General features: G+C 37.7%; 18 protein-coding genes. 13 read left to right on the forward strand and 5 right to left on the reverse strand.

Going from position 1 to position 20,977, the window contains the following annotated elements; translation table 11 throughout:
* Positions 1–114: 114 nt before the first annotated feature.
* The 5 genes from hemH to C245_RS0106785 all read left to right on the forward strand — a co-directional run bounded on the left by hemH (position 115) and on the right by C245_RS0106785 (position 4,611).
* Positions 115–1,128 carry a ferrochelatase gene (gene hemH, locus C245_RS0106765; protein ID WP_017495827.1) on the forward strand — a complete coding sequence of 338 codons (1,014 nt, stop codon included), beginning with the start codon at positions 115–117 and terminating at the stop codon, positions 1,126–1,128.
* 36 nt (positions 1,129–1,164) lie between these two features.
* Positions 1,165–1,713, forward strand: coding sequence for a CopD family protein (locus C245_RS0106770; RefSeq protein ID WP_017495828.1), 549 nt, complete (start codon positions 1,165–1,167; stop codon positions 1,711–1,713).
* 142 nt (positions 1,714–1,855) lie between these two features.
* Entirely contained in the window at positions 1,856–3,271 is a 1,416-nt protein-coding gene (locus tag C245_RS0106775) for an ATP-binding protein (RefSeq protein ID WP_017495829.1), read from the forward strand.
* A gap of 10 nt (positions 3,272–3,281) precedes the next feature.
* Positions 3,282–4,064 (forward strand): enoyl-CoA hydratase/isomerase family protein, encoded by a 783-nt coding sequence (locus C245_RS0106780; protein ID WP_017495830.1) that lies wholly within the window; start codon positions 3,282–3,284, stop codon positions 4,062–4,064.
* A gap of 148 nt (positions 4,065–4,212) precedes the next feature.
* Entirely contained in the window at positions 4,213–4,611 is a 399-nt protein-coding gene (locus C245_RS0106785; RefSeq protein WP_017495831.1) for a hypothetical protein, read from the forward strand.
* 384 nt (positions 4,612–4,995) lie between these two features.
* Here the strand turns inward: C245_RS0106785 and C245_RS0106790 are convergent, their stop codons facing one another.
* The 3 genes from C245_RS0106790 to C245_RS0106800 form a co-directional block, all read right to left on the reverse strand.
* A complete protein-coding gene (locus tag C245_RS0106790) occupies positions 4,996–5,649 on the reverse strand; it encodes a metal-dependent transcriptional regulator (RefSeq protein WP_017495832.1) in 654 nt (217 codons plus the stop codon).
* Positions 5,650–5,743: 94 nt separating this feature from the next.
* Positions 5,744–7,612, reverse strand: coding sequence for an Nramp family divalent metal transporter (locus C245_RS0106795; RefSeq protein ID WP_017495833.1), 1,869 nt, complete (start codon positions 7,610–7,612; stop codon positions 5,744–5,746).
* A gap of 74 nt (positions 7,613–7,686) precedes the next feature.
* On the reverse strand, positions 7,687–8,079 hold the full coding sequence (locus C245_RS0106800) for a Fur family transcriptional regulator (protein WP_017495834.1): 393 nt from the start codon (positions 8,077–8,079) through the stop codon (positions 7,687–7,689).
* Between the two features lie 94 nt (positions 8,080–8,173).
* Between C245_RS0106800 and C245_RS0106805 the strand changes: the two genes are divergently transcribed.
* From C245_RS0106805 to C245_RS0106840, 8 genes are all read left to right on the forward strand, one after another.
* Complete coding sequence (locus tag C245_RS0106805; protein ID WP_017495835.1) at positions 8,174–8,521, forward strand: MerC family mercury resistance protein; 348 nt, start codon at positions 8,174–8,176, stop codon at positions 8,519–8,521.
* A gap of 2 nt (positions 8,522–8,523) precedes the next feature.
* Positions 8,524–9,729 carry a GTP-binding protein gene (locus C245_RS22775; protein ID WP_017495836.1) on the forward strand — a complete coding sequence of 402 codons (1,206 nt, stop codon included), beginning with the start codon at positions 8,524–8,526 and terminating at the stop codon, positions 9,727–9,729.
* 12 nt (positions 9,730–9,741) lie between these two features.
* Positions 9,742–10,656, forward strand: a complete 915-nt coding sequence (locus C245_RS0106815) for an FAD-dependent oxidoreductase (RefSeq protein ID WP_017495837.1) — start codon at positions 9,742–9,744, stop codon at positions 10,654–10,656.
* A gap of 131 nt (positions 10,657–10,787) precedes the next feature.
* Complete coding sequence (locus tag C245_RS0106820; RefSeq protein ID WP_017495838.1) at positions 10,788–13,049, forward strand: TonB-dependent receptor; 2,262 nt, start codon at positions 10,788–10,790, stop codon at positions 13,047–13,049.
* A 146-nt stretch (positions 13,050–13,195) separates the two neighbouring features.
* Entirely contained in the window at positions 13,196–13,660 is a 465-nt protein-coding gene (locus tag C245_RS0106825) for a thioredoxin family protein (RefSeq protein WP_017495839.1), read from the forward strand.
* An 18-nt stretch (positions 13,661–13,678) separates the two neighbouring features.
* A complete protein-coding gene (locus C245_RS0106830; protein WP_017495840.1) occupies positions 13,679–14,866 on the forward strand; it encodes a lycopene cyclase family protein in 1,188 nt (395 codons plus the stop codon).
* A 3-nt stretch (positions 14,867–14,869) separates the two neighbouring features.
* A complete protein-coding gene (locus C245_RS0106835; RefSeq protein ID WP_017495841.1) occupies positions 14,870–15,670 on the forward strand; it encodes a tetratricopeptide repeat protein in 801 nt (266 codons plus the stop codon).
* A 145-nt stretch (positions 15,671–15,815) separates the two neighbouring features.
* On the forward strand, positions 15,816–16,226 hold the full coding sequence (locus tag C245_RS0106840; RefSeq protein ID WP_017495842.1) for a BrxA/BrxB family bacilliredoxin: 411 nt from the start codon (positions 15,816–15,818) through the stop codon (positions 16,224–16,226).
* 197 nt (positions 16,227–16,423) lie between these two features.
* Here the strand turns inward: C245_RS0106840 and C245_RS0106845 are convergent, their stop codons facing one another.
* The gene (locus tag C245_RS0106845; RefSeq protein ID WP_232424337.1) at positions 16,424–17,794 is read right to left on the reverse strand and encodes an efflux transporter outer membrane subunit; all 1,371 of its coding nucleotides are present in this window, start codon (positions 17,792–17,794) and stop codon (positions 16,424–16,426) included.
* Positions 17,784–20,960, reverse strand: a complete 3,177-nt coding sequence (locus C245_RS0106850) for an efflux RND transporter permease subunit (protein WP_017495844.1) — start codon at positions 20,958–20,960, stop codon at positions 17,784–17,786. Before C245_RS0106850 ends, C245_RS0106845 begins: the two co-directional genes overlap by 11 nt.
* Positions 20,961–20,977 lie beyond the last annotated feature (17 nt).

Raw genomic sequence — 20,977 nt, forward strand, 5'->3', positions numbered from 1 at the left:
AACATTTATCATATTTCTAAAAAGCTGCAAGCGCTACTTTTGACGAAATTTTTTAAAACAAACATATTAAAAGCTTAAAGCTTAGAGCTTAAAGCCTAAAGCAAAAAAAACATAATGAAAGGCGTATTATTAGTAAACTTAGGATCTCCGGAAAGCCCGGAACCAAAAGATGTAAAACCATACTTAGACGAATTTTTAATGGATAAATACGTGATCGATGTTCCGTATTTATTAAGAGCTTTGCTGGTTCGTGGTATTATTTTAAGAAAAAGACCGGAAGAATCAGCACATGCTTATGCGAAAATATGGTGGGATGAAGGTTCTCCTTTGGTCGTGCTTTCTGAAAGAATGCAAAAAAAGGTTCAGCCTTTGGTAAATGTACCGGTGGCTTTAGCAATGCGTTACGGAAGTATGACCATCGAAAAAGGACTTCAGGAGTTACATGAAAAAGGTGTTACAGAGGTATTGCTTTTCCCTTTATACCCGCAATACGCGATGGCTTCGACTTTGACTATTTTAGTTAAGGCAGAAGAAATTCGTAAGAAGAAATTTCCACAAATGACTTTTACAGATGTTCCTGCGTTTTACAATAAACCGGATTATATCAAGAATCTGGCTGATTCTATTCAGAAACATTTGGTTGGTTTTGATTACGATCATTTATTGTTCTCGTACCATGGAATCCCGGAACGTCATATTCGTAAAACCGATGTGACGAAATCACACTGTAAAATTGACGGATCTTGTTGCAATACACCTTCACCTGCGCATGATTTTTGCTACCGTCATCAATGTTATGAAACAACCAGGCAAGTCGTGAAGTTATTAGGACTTCCTGAAGATAAGTATAGCTTAACATTTCAGTCACGTTTAGCGGGAGACAAATGGCTGGAGCCTTATACAGATGTCGAGATTGATAAGATGCCAGCAAAAGGAATCAAAAATTTGGCGGTTGTAACACCAGCTTTCGTTTCGGATTGTTTAGAAACTTTAGAGGAAATCGCAATGCGTGCCAAAGAAGATTTTGAAGCAAAGGGAGGCGAAGAGTTTTTGGCAATACCTTGTTTGAATGACGATGACGAGTGGTGCCAGACCGTTGGAAATTGGATTAACGATTGGGCGAAATAGAAAATAGAATAAAGAGTAAAGAAAAAAGACTTTATGATGGAGTACTACAATTACTTAAAATCACTACATCTTATATTTGTAATCACCTGGTTTGCAGGGTTGTTTTATATTGTGCGTTTGTTTGTATATCAAATTGAAGCCAGTGAAAAACCATCTCCCGAGAAAGAAATTTTGCAGGCACAGTACAAAATAATGGCCTATCGTTTGTGGTACATTATTACATGGCCGTCAGCAGTTTTGGCGAGTATTTTTGCTTTTTGGATGCTGCTTTTTACCGATTTAGGAAATGCCTGGCTTAAAATGCCATGGATGCATGTGAAATTGTGTTTTGTATTTCTATTGTATCTCTATCATCTAAAATGCCATCAGATTTTTAAACAATTACAAAATGACGAGGTGAAATATTCCAATAACTTTATGCGTTTGTGGAATGAAGGTGCTACCATCATACTATTTGCGGTCGTTTTTTTAGTAGTTTTAAAAAGTGCCATCAACTGGATTTTTGGTGTGATCGGAATCATTTTATTCTCAGTTCTGATCATGTTAGGATTTAGATTTTATAAAAGAATAAGAGAGAGGAAATAGTTTTTTAGTTTCAGGTTTCAAGTTTCAAGTTGCCAAACGCAAAGAAACCTGAAACTTGAAACCTGAAACAAACAAAACAAAAACTATGTTTAACAACTTCAAAATGTCTATGCTTTCGCTGCGTGTCAGGATTTTCCTGTCGATGATTGTATTGATTGTTGTGGCATCGTTTTTATTGGCTTCTATTTCTATTATTCAGTTTAAAAACGAAGCAAAAGAATACCATCAGGAACGTCTCGAGCGCAAAGAAAATGCAGTGAAGGAACATATTAATTATGTGCTTTCCACGACAACATATCCTTTAAAAACTGCCAATCTGGATTTAATTTTTAAAGATAAAATACACGAACTGGCTCAGATTCATAAAATCGAAATCAATATTTACAGTCTAGACGGAAAATTATTGAAGTCCTCAAAGGAGTCTTTCGCCGTTGATAAAGTTGCTCCTCCAATTCCCGAATACATTCTGAAATTAGTGCGTTCTTCTATCGAAAAACGTTTTGTAGATATTAAAACCATTGATGGTGTTAAAAACAGATCGTCTTACAGTTTGATTAAAGACGAAAAGTTCAAACCGTTAGGAATTCTAAACCTTCCCTATTTAGAAGACGATGGGTACTACGACAATGAGCTGAATACCTTTTTGATTCGTTTAAGTCAGGTATATTCCTTCATGCTTATTGTGGCTTTTGGATTGGCTTATTTTTTATCGACTTATATTACAAAATCACTAAAAACAATTTCGGATAAACTGGAAGAAACTAATTTAGACCAGAAGAACGAGAAGATCGTTTTAGAAGCTAACAGTAAGGAAGTCAATTTCTTAATCAAGGCTTATAACGGAATGGTCGATAAACTGGAAACCAGTGCTATAAAATTAGCTCAAAGTGAACGTGAAGAGGCATGGCGCGAAATGGCGAAACAAGTAGCCCACGAAATCAAAAATCCGCTTACACCGATGCGTTTGACTGTGCAGAGTTTTCAACGCAAGTTTGATCCAACTGCACCGGATGTTAAGCAAAAACTAAATGATTATTCAGAGACCTTAATCCAGCAAATCGATACCATGACAGCGGTGGCATCGGCATTCTCGAACTTTGCTTCGATGCCGGCACAACAAAACGAAACCTTAAACGTGGTTGAGGTTGTGGAGCTTGCTTTAGATATTTTCAATGAAGATTATATCGTTTTCGAAAGTGAAGAGGAGGAAATTATCTCCAAGATGGATCGTACACAATTGATACGGGTTATCACCAATCTTGTTAAAAATGCGACACAGGCAATCCCGGAAAGCCAATTTCATAAATCGATTGTAGTGACTGTAAAACGCATAGACGACGATGTTGAAATTGCGGTAAAAGACAACGGTATCGGAATTCAGAAACAGGATATCAGCAGAATTTTCGAGCCAAAATTTACCACAAAAACAAGTGGAATGGGACTTGGACTCGGAATTATCAAAAACATCATCGAAAATTACAAAGGAACAATTACCTTTGAATCAACTTACGGAAAAGGAACCACATTCAGAGTTTCTTTACCGATAACAAACTCATAAAATTAGCATCATGAACTACGAAAATATTTTAATCTCAATAGAAGAAAGAATTGCGACCGTAACCATCAATAGACCTACCAAATTAAATGCGTTAAACAAAGCTACGATCAGTGACTTAAGTAAAGCAGTGAAGTTGTTGGGTAAAAATGATGATGTTCGTGTTATCATTATCACCGGAAGTGGGGAGAAGGCATTTGTAGCCGGAGCTGATATTTCGGAATTTGCCAATTATACCATCATCGAAGGAGCGCAATTGGCAGCAGAAGGACAGGAAACTTTATTTGATCTTATTGAAAATTTGAAAAAACCTGTAATTGCGGCTGTAAATGGTTTTGCCCTTGGTGGAGGATTGGAATTGGCAATGTCTTGTCATTTCAGAGTAGCCTCAGACAATGCTAAAATGGGCTTGCCGGAAGTAACTTTAGGATTGATTCCTGGTTATGGAGGAACGCAGCGTTTACCACAATTAGTAGGGAAAGGCCGCGCGATGGAAATGATTATGACCGCTGCTATGATTGGTGCAGAAGAGGCCAAACAATACGGTTTAGTGAATCATGTAGTACCACAAGCAGAACTTTTGGATTTTACTACCGGAATCGCTCAAAAAATTATTAAAAATGCACCATTTGCAATTGCTAAAGCCATAAAAGCGATCAATGCAAACTATACTGATGGTAAAAATGGTTTTGATACTGAGATCAAATCATTCGGAAAATGTTTCGGAACTCAGGATTTCAAAGAAGGAACAACGGCATTTTTAGAAAAACGTAAAGCTGAATTTACCGGAAAATAATTTTTTTTCATAACCGCTAAGACCGCAAGGATTTACGCAAGGTTCGCCAAGTTTTTAATTTTTCTTGTGTCCTTTGCGTAAATCTTAGCGAACTTTGCGGTAAAAGACTTAGAACCTCAGCATCTCAGAACCTTAGAATCTTAAAAAAATGTACGAACCAATATTTGCCCTTTTTTGTGAACGAGTTAAAGAAAGCATCCAGGCGGGAACTTTCGCAAAATTGACTTTGGCTAAAACAATGGGCGATACCGAGATTAAGAATATTTATTTTCGTTTAGTTTTGAATGAGGATAATACCTTCTCTATTTCTTTAACAACCAGATATAAAACCGAGGAAATTGAAAGTATTCATACGCTGGATGAAGCTTTATTGGTGTTAGGAACTTATATTAAAAATCCATTTTTAACAGCTTTATTGTTTACCACAGATAATGATTTTACGTTTAAGGTGAACAAGAAGAATGCTGGAAGTATTATCGAACAGCCACCGACGTTTAAAAACGCTTCTCCGGTTATGCTGGAAATGATCGAGAAAGGGATTGTTTAAAGTATACTATTTATCGTTACGGTTATTGTGTAGAGAAATGGTTTGAAGCAAAGGCCCCGTTCCGATGGAACTCTATTGTGTTTTTGTATTTTTTGGATCAACGGATTAAAATCCGTTGCTACAATATGTTCCGTTCCTTTGGAACTTTAATGGTATGGTGTGTTTCCAGATTATCGAATTAAAATCTATTGCGATATCATTTGCCATTTCTCTGAAGTTTTCTGAAGTTATGATTAAAAGAGAGCCATAGGATCGTTCTTTAATTTTGTAAGGATGGATTTTAATCCGTCCAAACGATAAATTCCCACAAGATTGAGAGCCCGTAGGCTCGGCTCATTTATGGAGATCTAAAAAAAACTTTATCCATTAACGAATAACAAACCTCTAAACCAGCTTCACAAACAAGTTTGAGGCAATTTTATTCGAAATAGACAATTCCCGTCCATCAACCTTAATTTTAACGGATAAATCAAATGATTCTTTCGATAAAAGATCAATTTTAGAACCCAAAGCAATTCCTTGTTTGTCCAGATACTTTAAAAACTCTGAGGAAGTATCTTTTACACCCACACAAACCCCGGTTTGATATTCTGTTAATTCTGAAAGCAATTGTTTTTCGATTTTAACAATCCGTCCGTTGGCATCGGGAATCGGGTCTCCGTGAGGATCTTCGGTCGGATTTCCCAAAAAGTCATCCAGACGATTAATCAGTTGTTCCGATTTGATGTGTTCCAGCTGTTCGGCAATATCGTGAACTTCATCCCAGGAAAAGCTGAGTTTTTCTACTAAAAAGACTTCCCATAAGCGATGTTTTCTAACAATCATTTTGGCGGCCAGTTTTCCATTCTCCGTCAGTGAAACACCCTGATACTTTTTATAGTTGACTAAATCTTTCTCAGACAATTTTTTAAGCATATCAGTAACTGATGAAGCTTTCGTTTCCATCATTTCGGCAATGGCATTAGTGCTCACTTCGGCATCGTTTGAAGCTGTAAGGTGGTATATGGATTTAAGATAGTTTTCTTCTGAAAAAGTCATTTTTTTGAGATTCTAAGGATCTAAGGTTCTGAGTTACTAAGTGAAAGGACTCTAAAAAAACTGAGTACCTTAGCAGCTTAGAACCTCAGCCACTTTATTTAACAATTAGCAAAGGTATAGAAATTTTGTGTCTCAATTTGTCTACCGTTGTGCCAAACAAAATATCTTTTAGTCCGGTGTGGCCATGGGTTCCCATTACTAAAATGTCAAAATTACCAAGATTGATGATTTCCGGAATAACACTGTTGGGTTTTCCAAAGCCTAGTTCCGTTTCGATTTTGAAACCTTTTGAGGACAGCATCTCTTTGTATTCTAATAATAGTTTTTCGTCGACAGTCGTTTCATGATCGTCGACATTGCCTCCATACATCAAGGCTCCAACAGTTTCAACGATGTGAATTAAGGTGTATTGCGCGTCGATTCCGCCCAGTTCAAAGGCATTGTTTAGTGCAACTTCATCGGCCTTAGAAAAATCGACTGTAATGGCTATATTTTTCTTGCCATAACTTTCTTTTGGCGTATAGACCAATTTTAAATGATGTGGAGAATGATTCTCGATATTTAACTTTATTCTAGTGACAAAAGGTTTGAAAATAATGTAAAGTAATAGAGCCAGAAATCCAAAAGCAAGCGGAACCACTGTCAACCAGAGTACGGTTGGGTTATCAGAGTTTTGCAGCCAGGAAGTGATTTCGTCATACACCAGCTTTGCATTCAGAGTTACGATAATCGAAGCAATAATCCATGCGGCTACCTGTGTCGTTCTTGAAATATGAAAACCTTTCATTTTGGTTTTATCGCTTACGAAATGAATCAGCGGAATAATCGCGAAACCAAGCTGTAAACTCAAAATAACCTGACTTAGAATCAATAATTTCCCTGTTACGCTTTCACCATAAATTAAAATCACCACAACGGCAGGTACAATAGCGATTAGTCGTGTTATAATTCTTCGTACCCAAGGCTGGATGCGTAAATTCAGGTAACCTTCCATTACAATCTGACCGGCTAAAGTTCCTGTTACAGTTGAGCTTTGCCCCGCAGCAATTAAAGCCACCGCAAATAAAATAGGCGCCCATTTAGTTCCCAGTAAAGGTTCGAGAAATTGATGCGCATCCTGAATTTCAGCCACTTCAAACATTCCGTTTTTGTAAAAGGTAGCAGCTGCAAGGATTAGAATGGCAGCATTTACAAAAAAGGCCAGGTTTAAGGCGATAGTCGAATCTATAAAGTTGTATTTCAATGCCTGCTTGATTCCGGCCGGAGTTCTGTCGAATTTTCGGGTTTGTACAAGTGATGAATGTAAATACAAATTGTGAGGCATCACCGTGGCACCAATAATTCCGATGGCAATGTACAAAGCGGCAGAACTTGGAATTGAAGGAACCAGACCGTAAATAACTTTATCCAGTTCAGGTTCTGCAAAAATCATTTCAAATATAAAGGAGAATCCAATGATAGCCACCAATACAATAATAAAAGCCTCCATTTTTCGAATTCCTTTGTTAATCAGGAATAACAATAAGAAAGTATCCAATACGGTAATTAAAACCCCCTCGATTAACGGTATGTCAAATAAAAGATTAATTCCGATCGCCATTCCCAGAACTTCGGCAAGGTCACAGGCGGCAATAGCAATTTCGGCTAAAAAGTATAAAATGTAATTGATAGATCTGGAGTAAGTTTCCCGCGATGCCTGCGCCAAATCACGTTGAGTCACAATTCCAAGCCTTGCACTTAAGCTCTGAAGCAGCAACGCCATCAAATTACTCATTAGTAAAACCCAAAGTAAAGAATACCCAAACTGACTTCCGCCGGCAATATCTGTTGCCCAGTTTCCTGGGTCCATATAACCGACACTTACCAGGTAGGCCGGTCCTAAAAAGGCTAATATTTTTCTAAATCCTGTTTTTTTATGTTGTGTCGCAACCGATTGGTGTACTTCTTCTAAAGATTTGGTCATTGTAAAAATGTTGTTTGAACAAATATAGGGATAAATTACATCTGCACAACAATATTTTTAGACAAGTCTAAATCTTAATTGTTTGAATTCAAACAATTCGGACACAATCCTGACAAGGTGAAGTTTATCTCATTTACTTTATAATTGTGCGGAATAATATAGCTCGGTTTTACATTTTCCAGACAAGTGACTTCGAGACATTTTTCACAGCTAAAATGAGCGTGATTGTGAATGTGTACTCTTTGTGCATGATGATGGCATTTGGCATACTTTACGGTACCGTCAAGATTCACAATTTTATGAACGATATCTTCATTTACTAACCGGTCTAATATTCTGTAAACGGTCACACGATCGCACAAATCATCAATCTGTTTGTGAATTTCGGTATGAGACAAGGCTGTTTTAGATTTGTCAAAAATCTCTAAAACCGCTGTCTTTGCTGCTGTATTTCTTGTTGTTTTCATCTTTAGAGCATTAAAAAAAATTAATGCAACAATGTTGCATTAAAAATAAAATTCTATATTTGCAACATAATTGCATTAAGCAAATGTACTGAAAATGAAGAAAACAACGACGCCTTTTTTCGATATATTAGGAATCTCAAGTGCTGCCATTTGTCTGGTTCATTGTCTGATATTTCCGCTACTTACTATTTTGCCTTTGGGCATTAGTCATAATCCGTTTATCGATTTGACCTTTGCTTCAATAGGTTTAATTGCAATTGTCAAAATTATTAAAAAATCAAGTCTTTTGGTCGCTATAACTTTGATTTTATCGATATCTCTGATTTGGATCAGTATTCTGAGTGAAATGATACTGGATGTTCATTTGGATCTGATTTTTATTGGCGGTATCGGAATGATTATCGGACATCTTCTAAATTATAAAAACCACAAACACCTTTAGTAATGAAAAAACTACCCGTAACCGTTTTAAGCGGATTTCTTGGCGCAGGAAAAACAACACTTCTTAATCATATTCTTCACAACAAAGAAAACCTCAAAGTTGCCGTTATCGTAAATGACATGAGTGAAGTTAATATAGACGCGCAGCTCGTGAAGAAGGAGTATACCTTGTCCAGAACGGAAGAAAAACTGGTCGAAATGACCAATGGCTGTATTTGCTGCACCTTGCGGGAAGATTTAATGCTTGAAGTTGAAAAACTGGCCAAAGAAAGCAGGTTTGATTATTTGCTTATCGAAAGTACAGGTATCAGCGAACCCATTCCGGTAGCGCAGACTTTCTCTTTTGTGAACGAAGAGGAAAATATTGACTTGTCCAGATTTAGTTACATCGATACTATGGTGACCGTTGTGGATAGTTTTAACTTTTTTAAAGATTTTGGTTCGGCCAAAACGCTGCGGGAGCAAAACTTATCCGATCTTGAAAATGACAATCGAACAATAGTCAATCTTCTGGTAGATCAGGTAGAATTTGCTAATGTTATCATTTTGAATAAAACAGATCTCGTTAGTATCAGATCATTAGAATTTTTGAGAGCTTCTATTCAAAAGTTGAATCCTGTGGCGAAAATAATCACTTCGGTTTCAGGCAAAGTCGATCCAAACGAAATTATGAACACGGGATTGTTCAATTACGAAGAAGCCGAGAATTCAGCGGGCTGGATTCGGGAATTAGAAGGTATTCATACACCTGAAACAGAAGAATACGGAATTAGTTCTTTTGTATTTCGGGATCCCAGGCCTTTTCATCCCAATCGGTTATGGAATTTTTTCACATCCGATTTTCCCGCCAACATCATTCGAAGTAAAGGACTGCTGTGGATGGCATCCCGACCGGAGCAAGCGATAAACTGGAGTCAGGCCGGTGGATCAATGAAAGCCGAAGGGGCCGGAGTCTGGTGGGCAAGCATGCCATTAAGTGAACGAATGACCTTTAATAATTTTGTTGAATTTCAGGATATTATAGAAGAACGGTGGACTTCTAATTTCGGCGACAGACTCAATGAACTTGTTTTTATTGGTCAGAAAATAAAAGAAACAGAAATTCTGGAAGAGCTTGAAAAGTGCCTTTGTACACCAGATGAGATTGTAGATTATCAGGATGGATTTTTCCCGAAGAAAGATCTTTTTCCCATACCAAGAACTTCTTAAAAATAATATATAGTGATACAGAACAATAAATACGATGTTATAATTATTGGCGGTAGTTATAGCGGGCTTTCGGCAGCAATGAGTCTGGGGCGTTCTTTGCGACAGGTTTTGGTGATAGACAGTGGTTTGCCTTGTAACCGACAAACGCCATATTCACATAATTTCATCACACAGGATGGTGAAAGACCCGAAGTTATTTCGGCGAAAGCCTTAATTCAGGTCGATTTTTACGATACCGTTCATTTTTATAACGGATTAGCAATTCAGGCAATGAAAACAAAAGAAGGATTTGAAATCAAAACAGAATCCGGAAAAGTGTTCATTTCTAAAAAGTTATTATTTGCAACCGGAATAAAAGATTTACTACCCAAAATTGACGGTTTTAGTGAATGCTGGGGAATTTCAATATTGCATTGTCCGTATTGTCACGGCTATGAAGTCAAAAACGAAAAAACAGCGATTATCGCTAATGGTGATATGGGGTTCGAATATGCAAAACTAATTTCGAACTGGACGAAGGATTTAAGAATATTAACGAACGGAAAATCAACTTTTACCGTAGCGCAATCTCAAATTTTACAGCAACATAAAATTAAGGTTATAGAAGATGAGATTGCTGACGTAAAACAGGAAAACGGAAATATTCAGCAGCTTATTTTCAAAAGTCAAGCGACAATTGAAGTAAAAGCTATTTATTTCAGAGCACCTTTTGTGCAGCATTGCCCACTTCCGGAAGCTTTAGGCTGCGAATTGACAGAACAAGGTTTGTTGAAAGTAGATGCGTTTCAAAAAACAACAATTCCCGGAGTTTTTGCCAGTGGTGATTGTCATATTCAGGCGCGATCTGTTGCTATGGCTGTTTCTTCCGGATCTTTTGCCGGGGCTTCGATGAATAAAGAACTGATTGATGAATCATTTTTAGGTTAAATCGGATAACCTTTTCATGTGATTAAAATAACTGCAAAACCTTGAATTGAAGTTAGATTAAAGTTTTTTGCGTCAGGAACACTATTTGTCAAATTTAATTTTTAGTTTTGTCTAAATTTAATTTTATAATAATGAAAAAACTATTTTTGATGCTGCTTTTCTTTTGTTTGCAGTTTTCATTTGCTCAGGAAACCAATTCTGTTTCCGGAATTATTTCAGGTGATGGCCATCAATTGCAGTTGGCAAACGTACATTTATTGGGAACAAAATACAGATCGGTTACGGATAGTTTAGGATATTATAATTTCGAAAATGTACCGGTTGGAAATTATACGCTTCAGGTTTCATTGGTAGGTTTTCAGACTTCAAAAAAGAAAATCGATGTAAGGAAGGACGCTGTTCAAACGTATGATTTTGAATTGGACGATACAGACAATCAATTGAATGAAGTAGTAGTTTCGGGAACTTTAAAAGCAGTTAAACGTTTGGAAAGTGCTGTTCCGGTTGAGGTTTATTCCCCTGTTTTTTTTAAGAAGAATCCAACACCGAGTATTTACGATGCGCTTCAAAACATAAATGGCGTTCGGCCACAGTTAAATTGTGGTGTTTGTAATACGGGAGACATTCATATAAATGGTCTCGAAGGCCCGTATACTTTGGTTCTGATCGACGGAATGCCAATTGTCAGCAGCCTTTCAACGGTTTATGGTTTGTCCGGAATTCCGAATTCTCTGGTAGAAAGAATAGAAATTGTAAAGGGTCCGGCTTCTTCCCTTTACGGAAGTGAAGCTGTTGGGGGATTAATCAATATTATTACCAAGAACCCAACAAACGCTCCGGTTTTTTCGGCAGATTATTTTACCACAACGTATCTAGAAAACAATCTCGATCTGGGAATGAAATTTAATGCCGGAAAAAAGGCCACTTCACTTTTAGGAGTTAACTATTTCAATTACGATCAGGTTATCGATAAAGACAACGATAATTTCACCGATGTGACACTTTCTAAAAGGATTTCGGTTTTTAATAAATGGAGTTTTCATCGAAACGACAACCGTCTTTTTACAATAGCAGCACGTGGTATGTATGAAGACCGTTGGGGAGGAGATGTTCGTTGGGAAAGAAAATATCGCGGAGGTGATGAAATTTACGGTGAAAGTATTTATACGAAAAGAGGAGAATTAATTGGAAGTTACCAACTGCCTTTTGAAGAAAAACTGATGCTGTCGTTTTCGGGGAATGTACATTATCAGGACAGCCGTTACGGAACGACATCGTATATTGCGAATCAAAAAATAGGCTTCCTACAATTAACCTGGGATAAAAAGATAGGCAGTAATGATTTCCTTGCCGGAATAGCAAGCCGATATTCCTATTACGACGACAATACGCCGGCAACAAAAATTGCCGAAAAAACCTGGTTGCCGGGAATTTTTGTTCAGGACGAAATAACGTTTTCTCCAAAGAGTCAGGTTTTGTTAGGGGCGCGATACGATTATAATTCTATTCATGGTTCTATTTTTACACCCCGATTTGCGTATCGTTTTAAGGCAAATGAAAATACGATTTTCAGGTTAAATGCCGGAACAGGATTCAGAGTGGTGAATTTGTTTACCGAAGATCATGCAGCGCTTACGGGATCACGAGATGTGGTGCTTAAAAGTGATTTAAAACCGGAAAAATCAGTAAACGTTAATTTGAATTATATTCAGAAAATAAACTTTGAGAGCGGAGTTTTTGTCGGAATCGAAACAACGGCTTTTTATACACGTTTCAGTAATAAAATCATTTCAGACTACGAAACCGATCCCAATAAGATCATTTACGACAATATCGATGGATATGCTCTCAGTCAGGGAATCAGTACGAATGTTGATGTTAATTTCACCAATGGTTTAAAGTTTATTTTAGGGGCAACCGTTTTAGACAATAAAAATGTTCAGGACAAAATTTCACAGCGACCGTTCTTAACCGAAAGATTTACCGGAACCTGGAGTGTCTCGTATAAAATAAACCCTTGGAATTTAGTGCTTGATTACACCGGAAATGTTTACAGTCCGATGAAATTGCCATTGTTGAATGAGTACGATCCGAGAAATCCAAATTCACCTTGGTACAGCATTCAGAACATTCAGTTTACGTTTACAGGCTGGAAGAATTTTGAACTTTACGGGGGAATCAAGAATTTGCTGAATTTTACTCCAAAACAGAATAATCCGTTTTTGATTTCGAGAACGAATGATCCTTTTGACAAAAATGTACAGTACGATTCGGCGGGAAAAGTATTGGTTACACCGGATAATCCATATGGTTTAACTTTTGACACCACTTATGTTTACGGACAAAACCAGACCATTCGAGGATTCTTAGGATTGCGATACAATTTTAGATAAATTGATAAGCCACAGATTAATAAAAGTTTTTTTATTCGCCACGAATTCATGAATTGCCACCTTTTTCAGATATAGGTTTACAATTTAATTCGTGAATTCGTGGCAAAAGAGCAATCCTTTAAAATCTGTTGAAAAAAAACAAAACAATGAAAAAGCTATTTCTACTTATTTTTTTCTTAGGAATAACTTCAAGCGGTTTCTGCCAGTTAAAAAGCAGAACTTTTGAGGAGGTGGATAGCTTGGCACAATTTCAAAAACGAAAAATCATTGTTTTCATTCATACCGATTGGTGTCAGTATTGCCAGAGAATGAAAAATACGACGTTTAAAAATCAGGAAGTGAGTGAAAAACTCAATTCCGATTTCTATTTCATTGATTTTAATGCCGAAGAAAAGAGAGCGATTACGTTTAATAAAAACACCTTCAAATACAAACCTTCAGGAAACAATGTTGGGGTTCATGAACTGGCTTTGCAGCTTGGCACCATAAACGGACAGCTTGTTTATCCGGTTTTATGTGTTTTGAATGAAGAGTATGAAATTATTGCTCAGTATAACAGTTACTTGAATCCAAAGGATTTTAACCTGCTTTTAGAAAAGCTGCAAAAATAAAATTCCTTATTTTTGAAGATGCAATCCTCACAAATCAAACACTTCGATTACATTTTTACCGGAACGGGTTTAGCAGCTCTGATGACCGTTTACAAAATGGTATTGTCAGGGAATTTTGCCCATAAATCGATCCTATTACTGGATCAGGGCGTGAAAAAGACCAATGACCGAACCTGGTGTTTTTGGGAGAAAGAAGATTCCGTCTGGAGTTCGATTGTTCTTAAAAAATGGGATTCTGCTTTGTTTGCCAACGAAAATTTCAAACGTGATTTAAACCTGAAACCTTATCAGTACCATCAAATTCGGGGATTGGACTTTTATGATTTTGTTTTTAAAGAGCTGTCAAAACATTCCAATGTCACTTTTTCAAACGAGAAAGTAACTGATATCAACGAACTTGAAACCCATGTTTTTGTAGGTTCAGAAGAGAATAGGTATACTTGTCATTATTTGCTGAATAGTATTTATACCTCATCAACTGCATTAAGTCAAACCAAATATCCCGTTCTGCAACAGCATTTTGTAGGTTGGTATTTGAAATCTGAAAAGGAAGTCTTCAACCCGGAACAGGCTACTTTCATGGATTTTTCGGTAGAACAAAAAGGGAACACAAGATTCATGTATGTACTGCCGGTTTCTAAAACCGAAGCTTTGGTTGAATATACCTTATTTTCGGAGAAATTGCTTTCAACGGCGGAGTATGAAAACGAGATTCAGATCTATTTAGAAAAACGAGGTATTGAGCAGTATGATATTGTAGAGAAGGAGCAGGGAAGCATCCCGATGACTTGTTATCCGTTCTGGAAGAAGAATACCAAAAGAGTTTTGAATATTGGAACCGCCGGAGGGTGGACCAAAGCCAGTACAGGTTATACTTTTAAAAGTGCCGATAAAAAATCAGCTGATTTGGTGAAGTTTCTCTATTCTTCGACTTCAATTAAGATGACTGCCTTTCATAAAAGAAGCCGATTCTGGTTTTACGATTTACTGCTTTTGGACATTCTGTATCGTCATAACGAATTGGGAAGCGGTATTTTTTCGTCATTATTCAAAAAAGGAAATCCACAATTAATTTTTAAATTCTTAGACGAAGAAACTACTTTGATCGAGGATGTTAAAGTTATTTTAAAGTGTCCTAAAGTGCCATTTATAAAAGCGTTATTTAGAGTGATTTTTCTTTCAAATAAATTTAACTTAAACCAATAACCTTTGAAAAACATTATTTTAGGATTCAGTTTGTTTTTTTCGATTATCTCTTTTGCACAAGTATCCAAAAATAAAGCTCAGGATGCTATTCAGGTCAAATACTTAGACAGTTGTGCCTATAAGTACAATTATACTTTTCAAATGTCAGAATGGCAAAATTGCATCGACGAAGGTCTAAAAAAAGATAGCACAATAGCTTATCTGTGGCAACAAAAAGCAATGCCGTATTTTAAATGCAAGAAATACGAAGTCGGAATGCCTTTTCTGGATAAAGCCGTTCGTTATAATAAACAAGAATGGCTTCCGTACCGGGCTTTTATAAAATGTATTTTTGCGAAAACGTATAAAAGTGCGATTGTTGATTTTGAAGAATGCATTAAACTTTACGGAAACAGTTATGTCATGGATCATACCTATAGTTTTTATATAGGGCTTTGTTATTTGCAATTGAATGAATACGATAAAGCCGAAAAGCTGTTTGACGATTATGTAAATGACATTTATAAAAACAGACAACAATTAGAACATCCTACAGCGTATTTTTATCAGGGAATTGCCAAATACGAGCTCAAAAAATGGGACGAAGCACTTGTTATTTTTGATAAAGCGCTCAAAGTATATCCTGAATTTTCAGATGCAAAGTATTACAAAGCGGTTTGCTGGTTGAAGCAAGGGAAACCAAGAGAAGAAGTCGTCGCTCTGGTTGGTGTGGCAAGAGATGATGCTGCTAAAGGGTTTTCTCTTAATGAAGACAATACGGTTTACGAGACTTATCCATATCAGAAGAAATTCACCAAACAATAGATTGTTTTAAGTGTTTGTTTTTTATGACTTTACAGCTTTCGACTAAATCAATTGAACTATAACAAAACTTTATACCACAAATTAAGTAGTTGCGGGTAAACTTCGTAACTTTGCAAATCAAAAGTAAAATTTAAAAATAAGAAATATGTATCCACAAGAAATGGTAAAACCGATGGAGGCTGAATTAACAGCAGCTGGTTTTCAAGATTTACATAGTGCAGAAGCAGTAGATAATGCTATCAAAGCTGAAGGTACCACTTTAGTTGTTGTAAACTCTGTTTGTGGTTGTGCTGCAAGAAATGCACGTCCGGGAGCAAAAATGAGTTTAGAAGGCGCTAAAAAACCAGATCACTTAATTACAGTTTTCGCTGGTGTTGACAAAGAAGCTGTTGATGCTGCAAGACAACATATGTTTCCTTTTCCTCCATCATCGCCATCTATGGCTTTGTTCAAAAACGGAGAATTAGTTCACATGTTAGAGCGTCACCACATCGAAGGTCGTCCGGCTGAATTAATCGCTGAGAATTTGAAAGACGCTTTTAACGAGTTTTGTTAATTCTTTAAGCTACTAAGGTTCTGAGTTGCTGAGGTTCTAAGGTTTTAGGCTCAAAGTGACAGAGGTACAAAGACACAAAGGTTATAAAAAAAAAGCACTATGAAAATAGTGCTTTTTTGTTTTTATAAAATCTTAGTACCTCAGAACCTTAGCAGCTCAGTACCTTTGAACCTTTGCGACTTTGTACCTCTGCACCTTTACGGACTCCATCCCCCGCCAAGGGCTTTGTACAATTGAACCATTGAACTTAATTGTCTTTCAGATAATTGTGATAGACTTAATTGCGCCTGAAACAAGTTGCTTTCGACATCTAAAACTTCCAGATACGAAACATAACCGCTGTCATATCTTTCGTAGGACAGTTTATAGTTTATTAAAGCCGCCTTAACCTGTCGGTTTCGGGCGCTCCATTCTTCTTTATAGGTTTTGATGTTCTGAATAGATTGTTCTACTTCATTAACAGCAGAAATATACGTTTTTTGATAGGTAAACTTGAGTTCTTCAGCCTGTTGTCTGTATATTTCTACTCTGCGTTTGTTTCTTCCAAAAGCAAATATGGGGCCGGTAACTCCTGCAGAGGCATTTTGTGAATAAGAACTTCCTAAAAACAAATTGCTTAAGTCGGCGCTGGCGAATCCGGCAATTGCTGCGAGGTTAAAAGAAGGAAAGCGCATCGCCTGGGCGGTTCCGATTCTTTCATTGGAAGCTTTGTATTTTAATTCTGCCGCTTTCACATCAGGTCTGTTTTCTAATAGAGAGGACGGAATTGATAACGGTATTTCGCTTACAATTCGCAATTCGGTGTTGGATTTTCCTCTGGGAATTTGCGATGGAAGCTGACCGGTAAGTAGAGAAATAATATTTTCCTGAACGGTTATTTGTCTTTTAATGTTTGGAATAGTTGCTTCGGCGATCGCAACTTGTTGTTCGATTTGTGCTTTGTCTACTTCAGAGATATACCCGCTTTTGAATCTTTGATTTATAATTTCATAATATTTTTCGCGGGTAGAAAGGGTATGTTGTGCAATCTCTAACTGATCGTCGAAATTTCGCAGCTGAAAATAAGCTGTCGCAATATCACTCACAATATTTGAAAGTACAACTTTACGGGCTTCCTCAGTAGCCAGAAGTTCATTTTGTACCGCTTTATTTTCATGACGGTATCTTCCCCAAAAATCAATTTCCCAGGACATGTTTGCACCGACATTTGAAGGCGTCAGATTTTTTTCGTTGCTGTTTATAGTTGCTCCGTATTGAAAGGAAGGTAATAGATTTGTTTTAGAGTATCCTAGTTGTGCCCTAAGCTGATCAATTCTGGTAATCGCAATTTTTAAATCATAATTATTCTGAAGCCCCTTTGTAATCAAGTTTTTTAAAACATCATCATTAAATAAATCAAACCATTTTAAGTTGACGACCGAGGCGAGACTGTCTAAATTTCGCTCGTGTTGATAAGAATCAGACTTTAGCTGTTCCGGCTTTTTATACTTAGGCCCCACCATACAGCCTACAGGCAATAAGGAGAGTAGAAGGATAATGGCTATTATTTTATATTTCTTAATCATCATGGCCAGTGGTATTAGAGTCCTTATTATTTTCCGTCGTTTCGTTGGTATCCTCTTTCTTTTTTCCAATGTTTTCAATCATCACAAACAAGCCGGGTACAATTAATACACCCAAAACAGTGGCGATTAGCATACCGCTAAATACTGCCATTCCCATTACAATACGTGCCTGAGAGCCCGCACCCGTAGCCGTTAAAAGTGGAACAACACCAAGAATAAAAGCAAAGGCCGTCATGAGAATTGGACGGAAACGAAGTTTTGCTGCTACCATAGCCGATTCGTACAACGGTTTCCCTTTTTCGTATTCTTCTTTGGCAAACTCCACAATAAGGATCGCATTTTTTGCTACTAATCCGATTAAGAGCACTAACCCAATTTGAGCAAAAACATTGTTGACGTAAGCATCGCTACCAATTCTGGCTAATAGAAGTCCCAAAAAGGCTCCAAAAACGGCAAACGGTGCACCAAGTAATACACTGAAAGGCAATTTCCAGCTTTCGTATTGTGCGGCAAGAATGAGGAACACAAATACCAGCGCCATGATAAATACCGAGCTTCCCCCTGGAGAATGTTTTTCCTGATACGAAAGGTTGATATAATCGTAACCCATATCTGCCGGTAGGGTTTGTTTAGCTACTTCTTCTAAAGCTTCTAAAGCTTGCGCGCTACTGTAACCGTCATTCGGACTTCCACCAATTTCGGCCGATCGGAACAGATTGAGACGATTGGTAAAATCGGGACCCATAACTTTTGTAGCGGTTACCAATGTGGAAATAGGAAGCATATCACCATCATTATTTCTGATATAAATCAGGTTTAAATCTTCGGGTTTTACTCTATTGACGGCTTCACCTTGTATGAAAACCTTGTATTGACGTCCAAAACGATTAAAGTCATTTACATAACTTCCTCCTAAAAAGGCACCTAAAGCTTCGGTAACTTTCGAGACCGGAACACCGAGTTTCATGGCTTTGTCGTTATCAATATCCAATTTGATTTGTGGAGAACCGGCATTAAAAGTGGTATAGATTCGTTTTATTTCCGGACGTTGTTGAGCGGCGGCTATAAAAGTCTGAGTCTGTTCCGCCAGGTACTGTGGAGTATTACCACCTTTGTCCTGCAGCATTAAACTAAAACCTGCGGAAGCACCCAGACCCTGAATGGCCGGAGGGCCAAATCCGAATACGGAAGCAGTAGTGATTTGAGTCGCAAATTTTTTGTTTAAGCGGTCCACAAATTGCTTAGAAGTTTCGTCTCTTTCTTCCCAGGGTTTTAATGAGATGAAAATAAAAGCGCTGTTCGGCTGGTAAGAATTGGTAAGCATACTAAACCCGTTGATGGTGGTATACGATAATATGGATTTTTCTTCTTTTAAAAAACGGTCCACTTTTCGCGATATTTCATCTGTACGCTGTAAGGAAGAGGCTGGGGGTAATGACATATTGACCAATACATAACCCTGATCTTCTTCGGGAATAAAACCTAACGGAATTTTTTTGCCTAATACTACAACGGCAGCCATAATGACGGCCAGTAAGACTATAATTCGCATTGATTTTTTGGCAAAGAAGGTGGCTCCTGTTAGATATCTTCCGGTAACTTTTTCGAAAATTCGGTTAAATCCGGCGAAAAATTTGGCCAGCCATCCGGTTTGTTCTTCGATTGGTTTGGTCGGTTTTAATAACATGGCACATAAAGCAGGACTTAAAGACAATGCACTAATGGCTGAGAACGCTACCGATACCGCAATGGTGATGGCAAACTGCTGATAAAAGCGACCTGTGATTCCCGGAGTCATGGCAACCGGTACAAAAACAGCAATCAAAATTAAGGCAATTGCGATTACCGGACCTGATACTTCTTTCATTGCCTGAATGGTAGCTTCCCGCGGACTTTTGCCTTTTTCGATATGGTGAATAACGGCTTCTACCACAACAATAGCATCATCGACTACGATACCAATGGCTAATACCAATCCTAAGAGTGAAAGTGTGTTTATCGAAAATCCTAATAATGGAAAAACGGCAATGGTCCCCACTAAGGAAACAGGAACCGTTATTAGAGGAATTAAGGTAGCACGCCAGTTTTGCAGAAAGATAAACACCACCAGAATTACCAGTATAACCGCTTCAAAGAGGGTGTGAACAATATCTTCGACTCCGGCAGTAATAGCAAGCGTTGTATCAAGTGACTCCTGATATTCGATATCTTTTGGGAATTTTCCAGAAAGGTCTTTCATGGCTTTTTTTGCCAGTTCAGCTACTTCAAGCGCATTACTTCCGGGCATTTGATAAACCGCCATTACCGCACTTGGTGAACTGTTTCGGCGTGCAGATGAACTGTAGTTTTCAGTTCCCAGCTCAATTCGGGAAATATCGCTGAGTAACACCTGTGCACCGTCTTTTTTACTTCGAACAACGATTTCTCCAAATTGTTTCTCCGTTACCAGACGATCCTGAAGCGTAACACCATAAGTAAACTCAGTACCCGGAGGCGCAGGTTCAGCCCCAAATTTTCCTCCGGGACTAATCATGTTCTGGGCGTTCAGGGCATTTTTTACATCATCAACCGTAACCCCCAGTTTGCTCATGACATCGGCCTTTAACCAGATACGCATCGAATAGTCACTGCCCCCAAAAAGAGCAACCTCTCCAATACCTTTTATACGAGCCAGCTGATCTACAATATTGATGCTGGCATAATTGTTTAGAAATTTAGCATCGTATTTCGGATTGTTTGAGGTAACAGTAAACAGCATCATCGGGAAGGATAAGGACTTTTTTACCACAACCCCTTGCTGTTTTACACTGGAAGGCATAAAAGGCGAAGATTGATTTTGCCTGTTTTGAGTAAGCATATTGGCATTATCTAAATTAGTACCCACATCAAAAGTTACCTCAATGGTACAGGCACCATCAGAAGTATTGGTAGATTTCATGTACAGCATATTTTCCACACCATTTACTTTTTGTTCAATAGGTGTAGCAACTGCTTGTTCAACATTCAGCGCATTGGCACCTGTAAAACTTGTATTGATTTTAACAACAGGCGGGTTAATGTCGGGATATTGCGAAATAGGTGTTTTTTGTAATGCCAGCAATCCGAGTATCACAATAATAATACTCATTACAATAGCAACAATTGGTCTTCGAACGAAAAATTCTCCCATGATACGTGGTGTATAAG

Origin of the sequence: Flavobacterium sp. WG21 (assembly GCF_000335775.1) — a bacterium.
GTDB classification, from domain to species: Bacteria; Bacteroidota; Bacteroidia; order Flavobacteriales; family Flavobacteriaceae; genus Flavobacterium; species Flavobacterium tructae.

Excerpts from the sequence above, each read along its gene's own strand:
- C245_RS0106845 (WP_232424337.1), bottom strand. The coding sequence starts at position 17,794 with ATGATGATTAAGAAATATAAAATAATAGCCATTATCCTTCTACTCTCC.
- C245_RS0106805 (WP_017495835.1), top strand. The coding sequence starts at position 8,174 with ATGAAGAAAACAACGACGCCTTTTTTCGATATATTAGGAATCTCAAGT.
- C245_RS22775 (WP_017495836.1), top strand. The coding sequence starts at position 8,524 with ATGAAAAAACTACCCGTAACCGTTTTAAGCGGATTTCTTGGCGCAGGA.
- C245_RS0106790 (WP_017495832.1), bottom strand. The coding sequence starts at position 5,649 with ATGACTTTTTCAGAAGAAAACTATCTTAAATCCATATACCACCTTACA.
- C245_RS0106825 (WP_017495839.1), top strand. The coding sequence starts at position 13,196 with ATGAAAAAGCTATTTCTACTTATTTTTTTCTTAGGAATAACTTCAAGC.
- C245_RS0106795 (WP_017495833.1), bottom strand. The coding sequence starts at position 7,612 with ATGACCAAATCTTTAGAAGAAGTACACCAATCGGTTGCGACACAACAT.
- C245_RS0106780 (WP_017495830.1), top strand. The coding sequence starts at position 3,282 with ATGAACTACGAAAATATTTTAATCTCAATAGAAGAAAGAATTGCGACC.
- C245_RS0106785 (WP_017495831.1), top strand. The coding sequence starts at position 4,213 with ATGTACGAACCAATATTTGCCCTTTTTTGTGAACGAGTTAAAGAAAGC.
- C245_RS0106770 (WP_017495828.1), top strand. The coding sequence starts at position 1,165 with ATGGAGTACTACAATTACTTAAAATCACTACATCTTATATTTGTAATC.
- C245_RS0106775 (WP_017495829.1), top strand. The coding sequence starts at position 1,856 with ATGATTGTATTGATTGTTGTGGCATCGTTTTTATTGGCTTCTATTTCT.
- C245_RS0106830 (WP_017495840.1), top strand. The coding sequence starts at position 13,679 with ATGCAATCCTCACAAATCAAACACTTCGATTACATTTTTACCGGAACG.
- C245_RS0106820 (WP_017495838.1), top strand. The coding sequence starts at position 10,788 with ATGAAAAAACTATTTTTGATGCTGCTTTTCTTTTGTTTGCAGTTTTCA.
- C245_RS0106850 (WP_017495844.1), bottom strand. The coding sequence starts at position 20,960 with ATGGGAGAATTTTTCGTTCGAAGACCAATTGTTGCTATTGTAATGAGT.
- C245_RS0106800 (WP_017495834.1), bottom strand. The coding sequence starts at position 8,079 with ATGAAAACAACAAGAAATACAGCAGCAAAGACAGCGGTTTTAGAGATT.
- C245_RS0106840 (WP_017495842.1), top strand. The coding sequence starts at position 15,816 with ATGTATCCACAAGAAATGGTAAAACCGATGGAGGCTGAATTAACAGCA.
- hemH (WP_017495827.1), top strand. The coding sequence starts at position 115 with ATGAAAGGCGTATTATTAGTAAACTTAGGATCTCCGGAAAGCCCGGAA.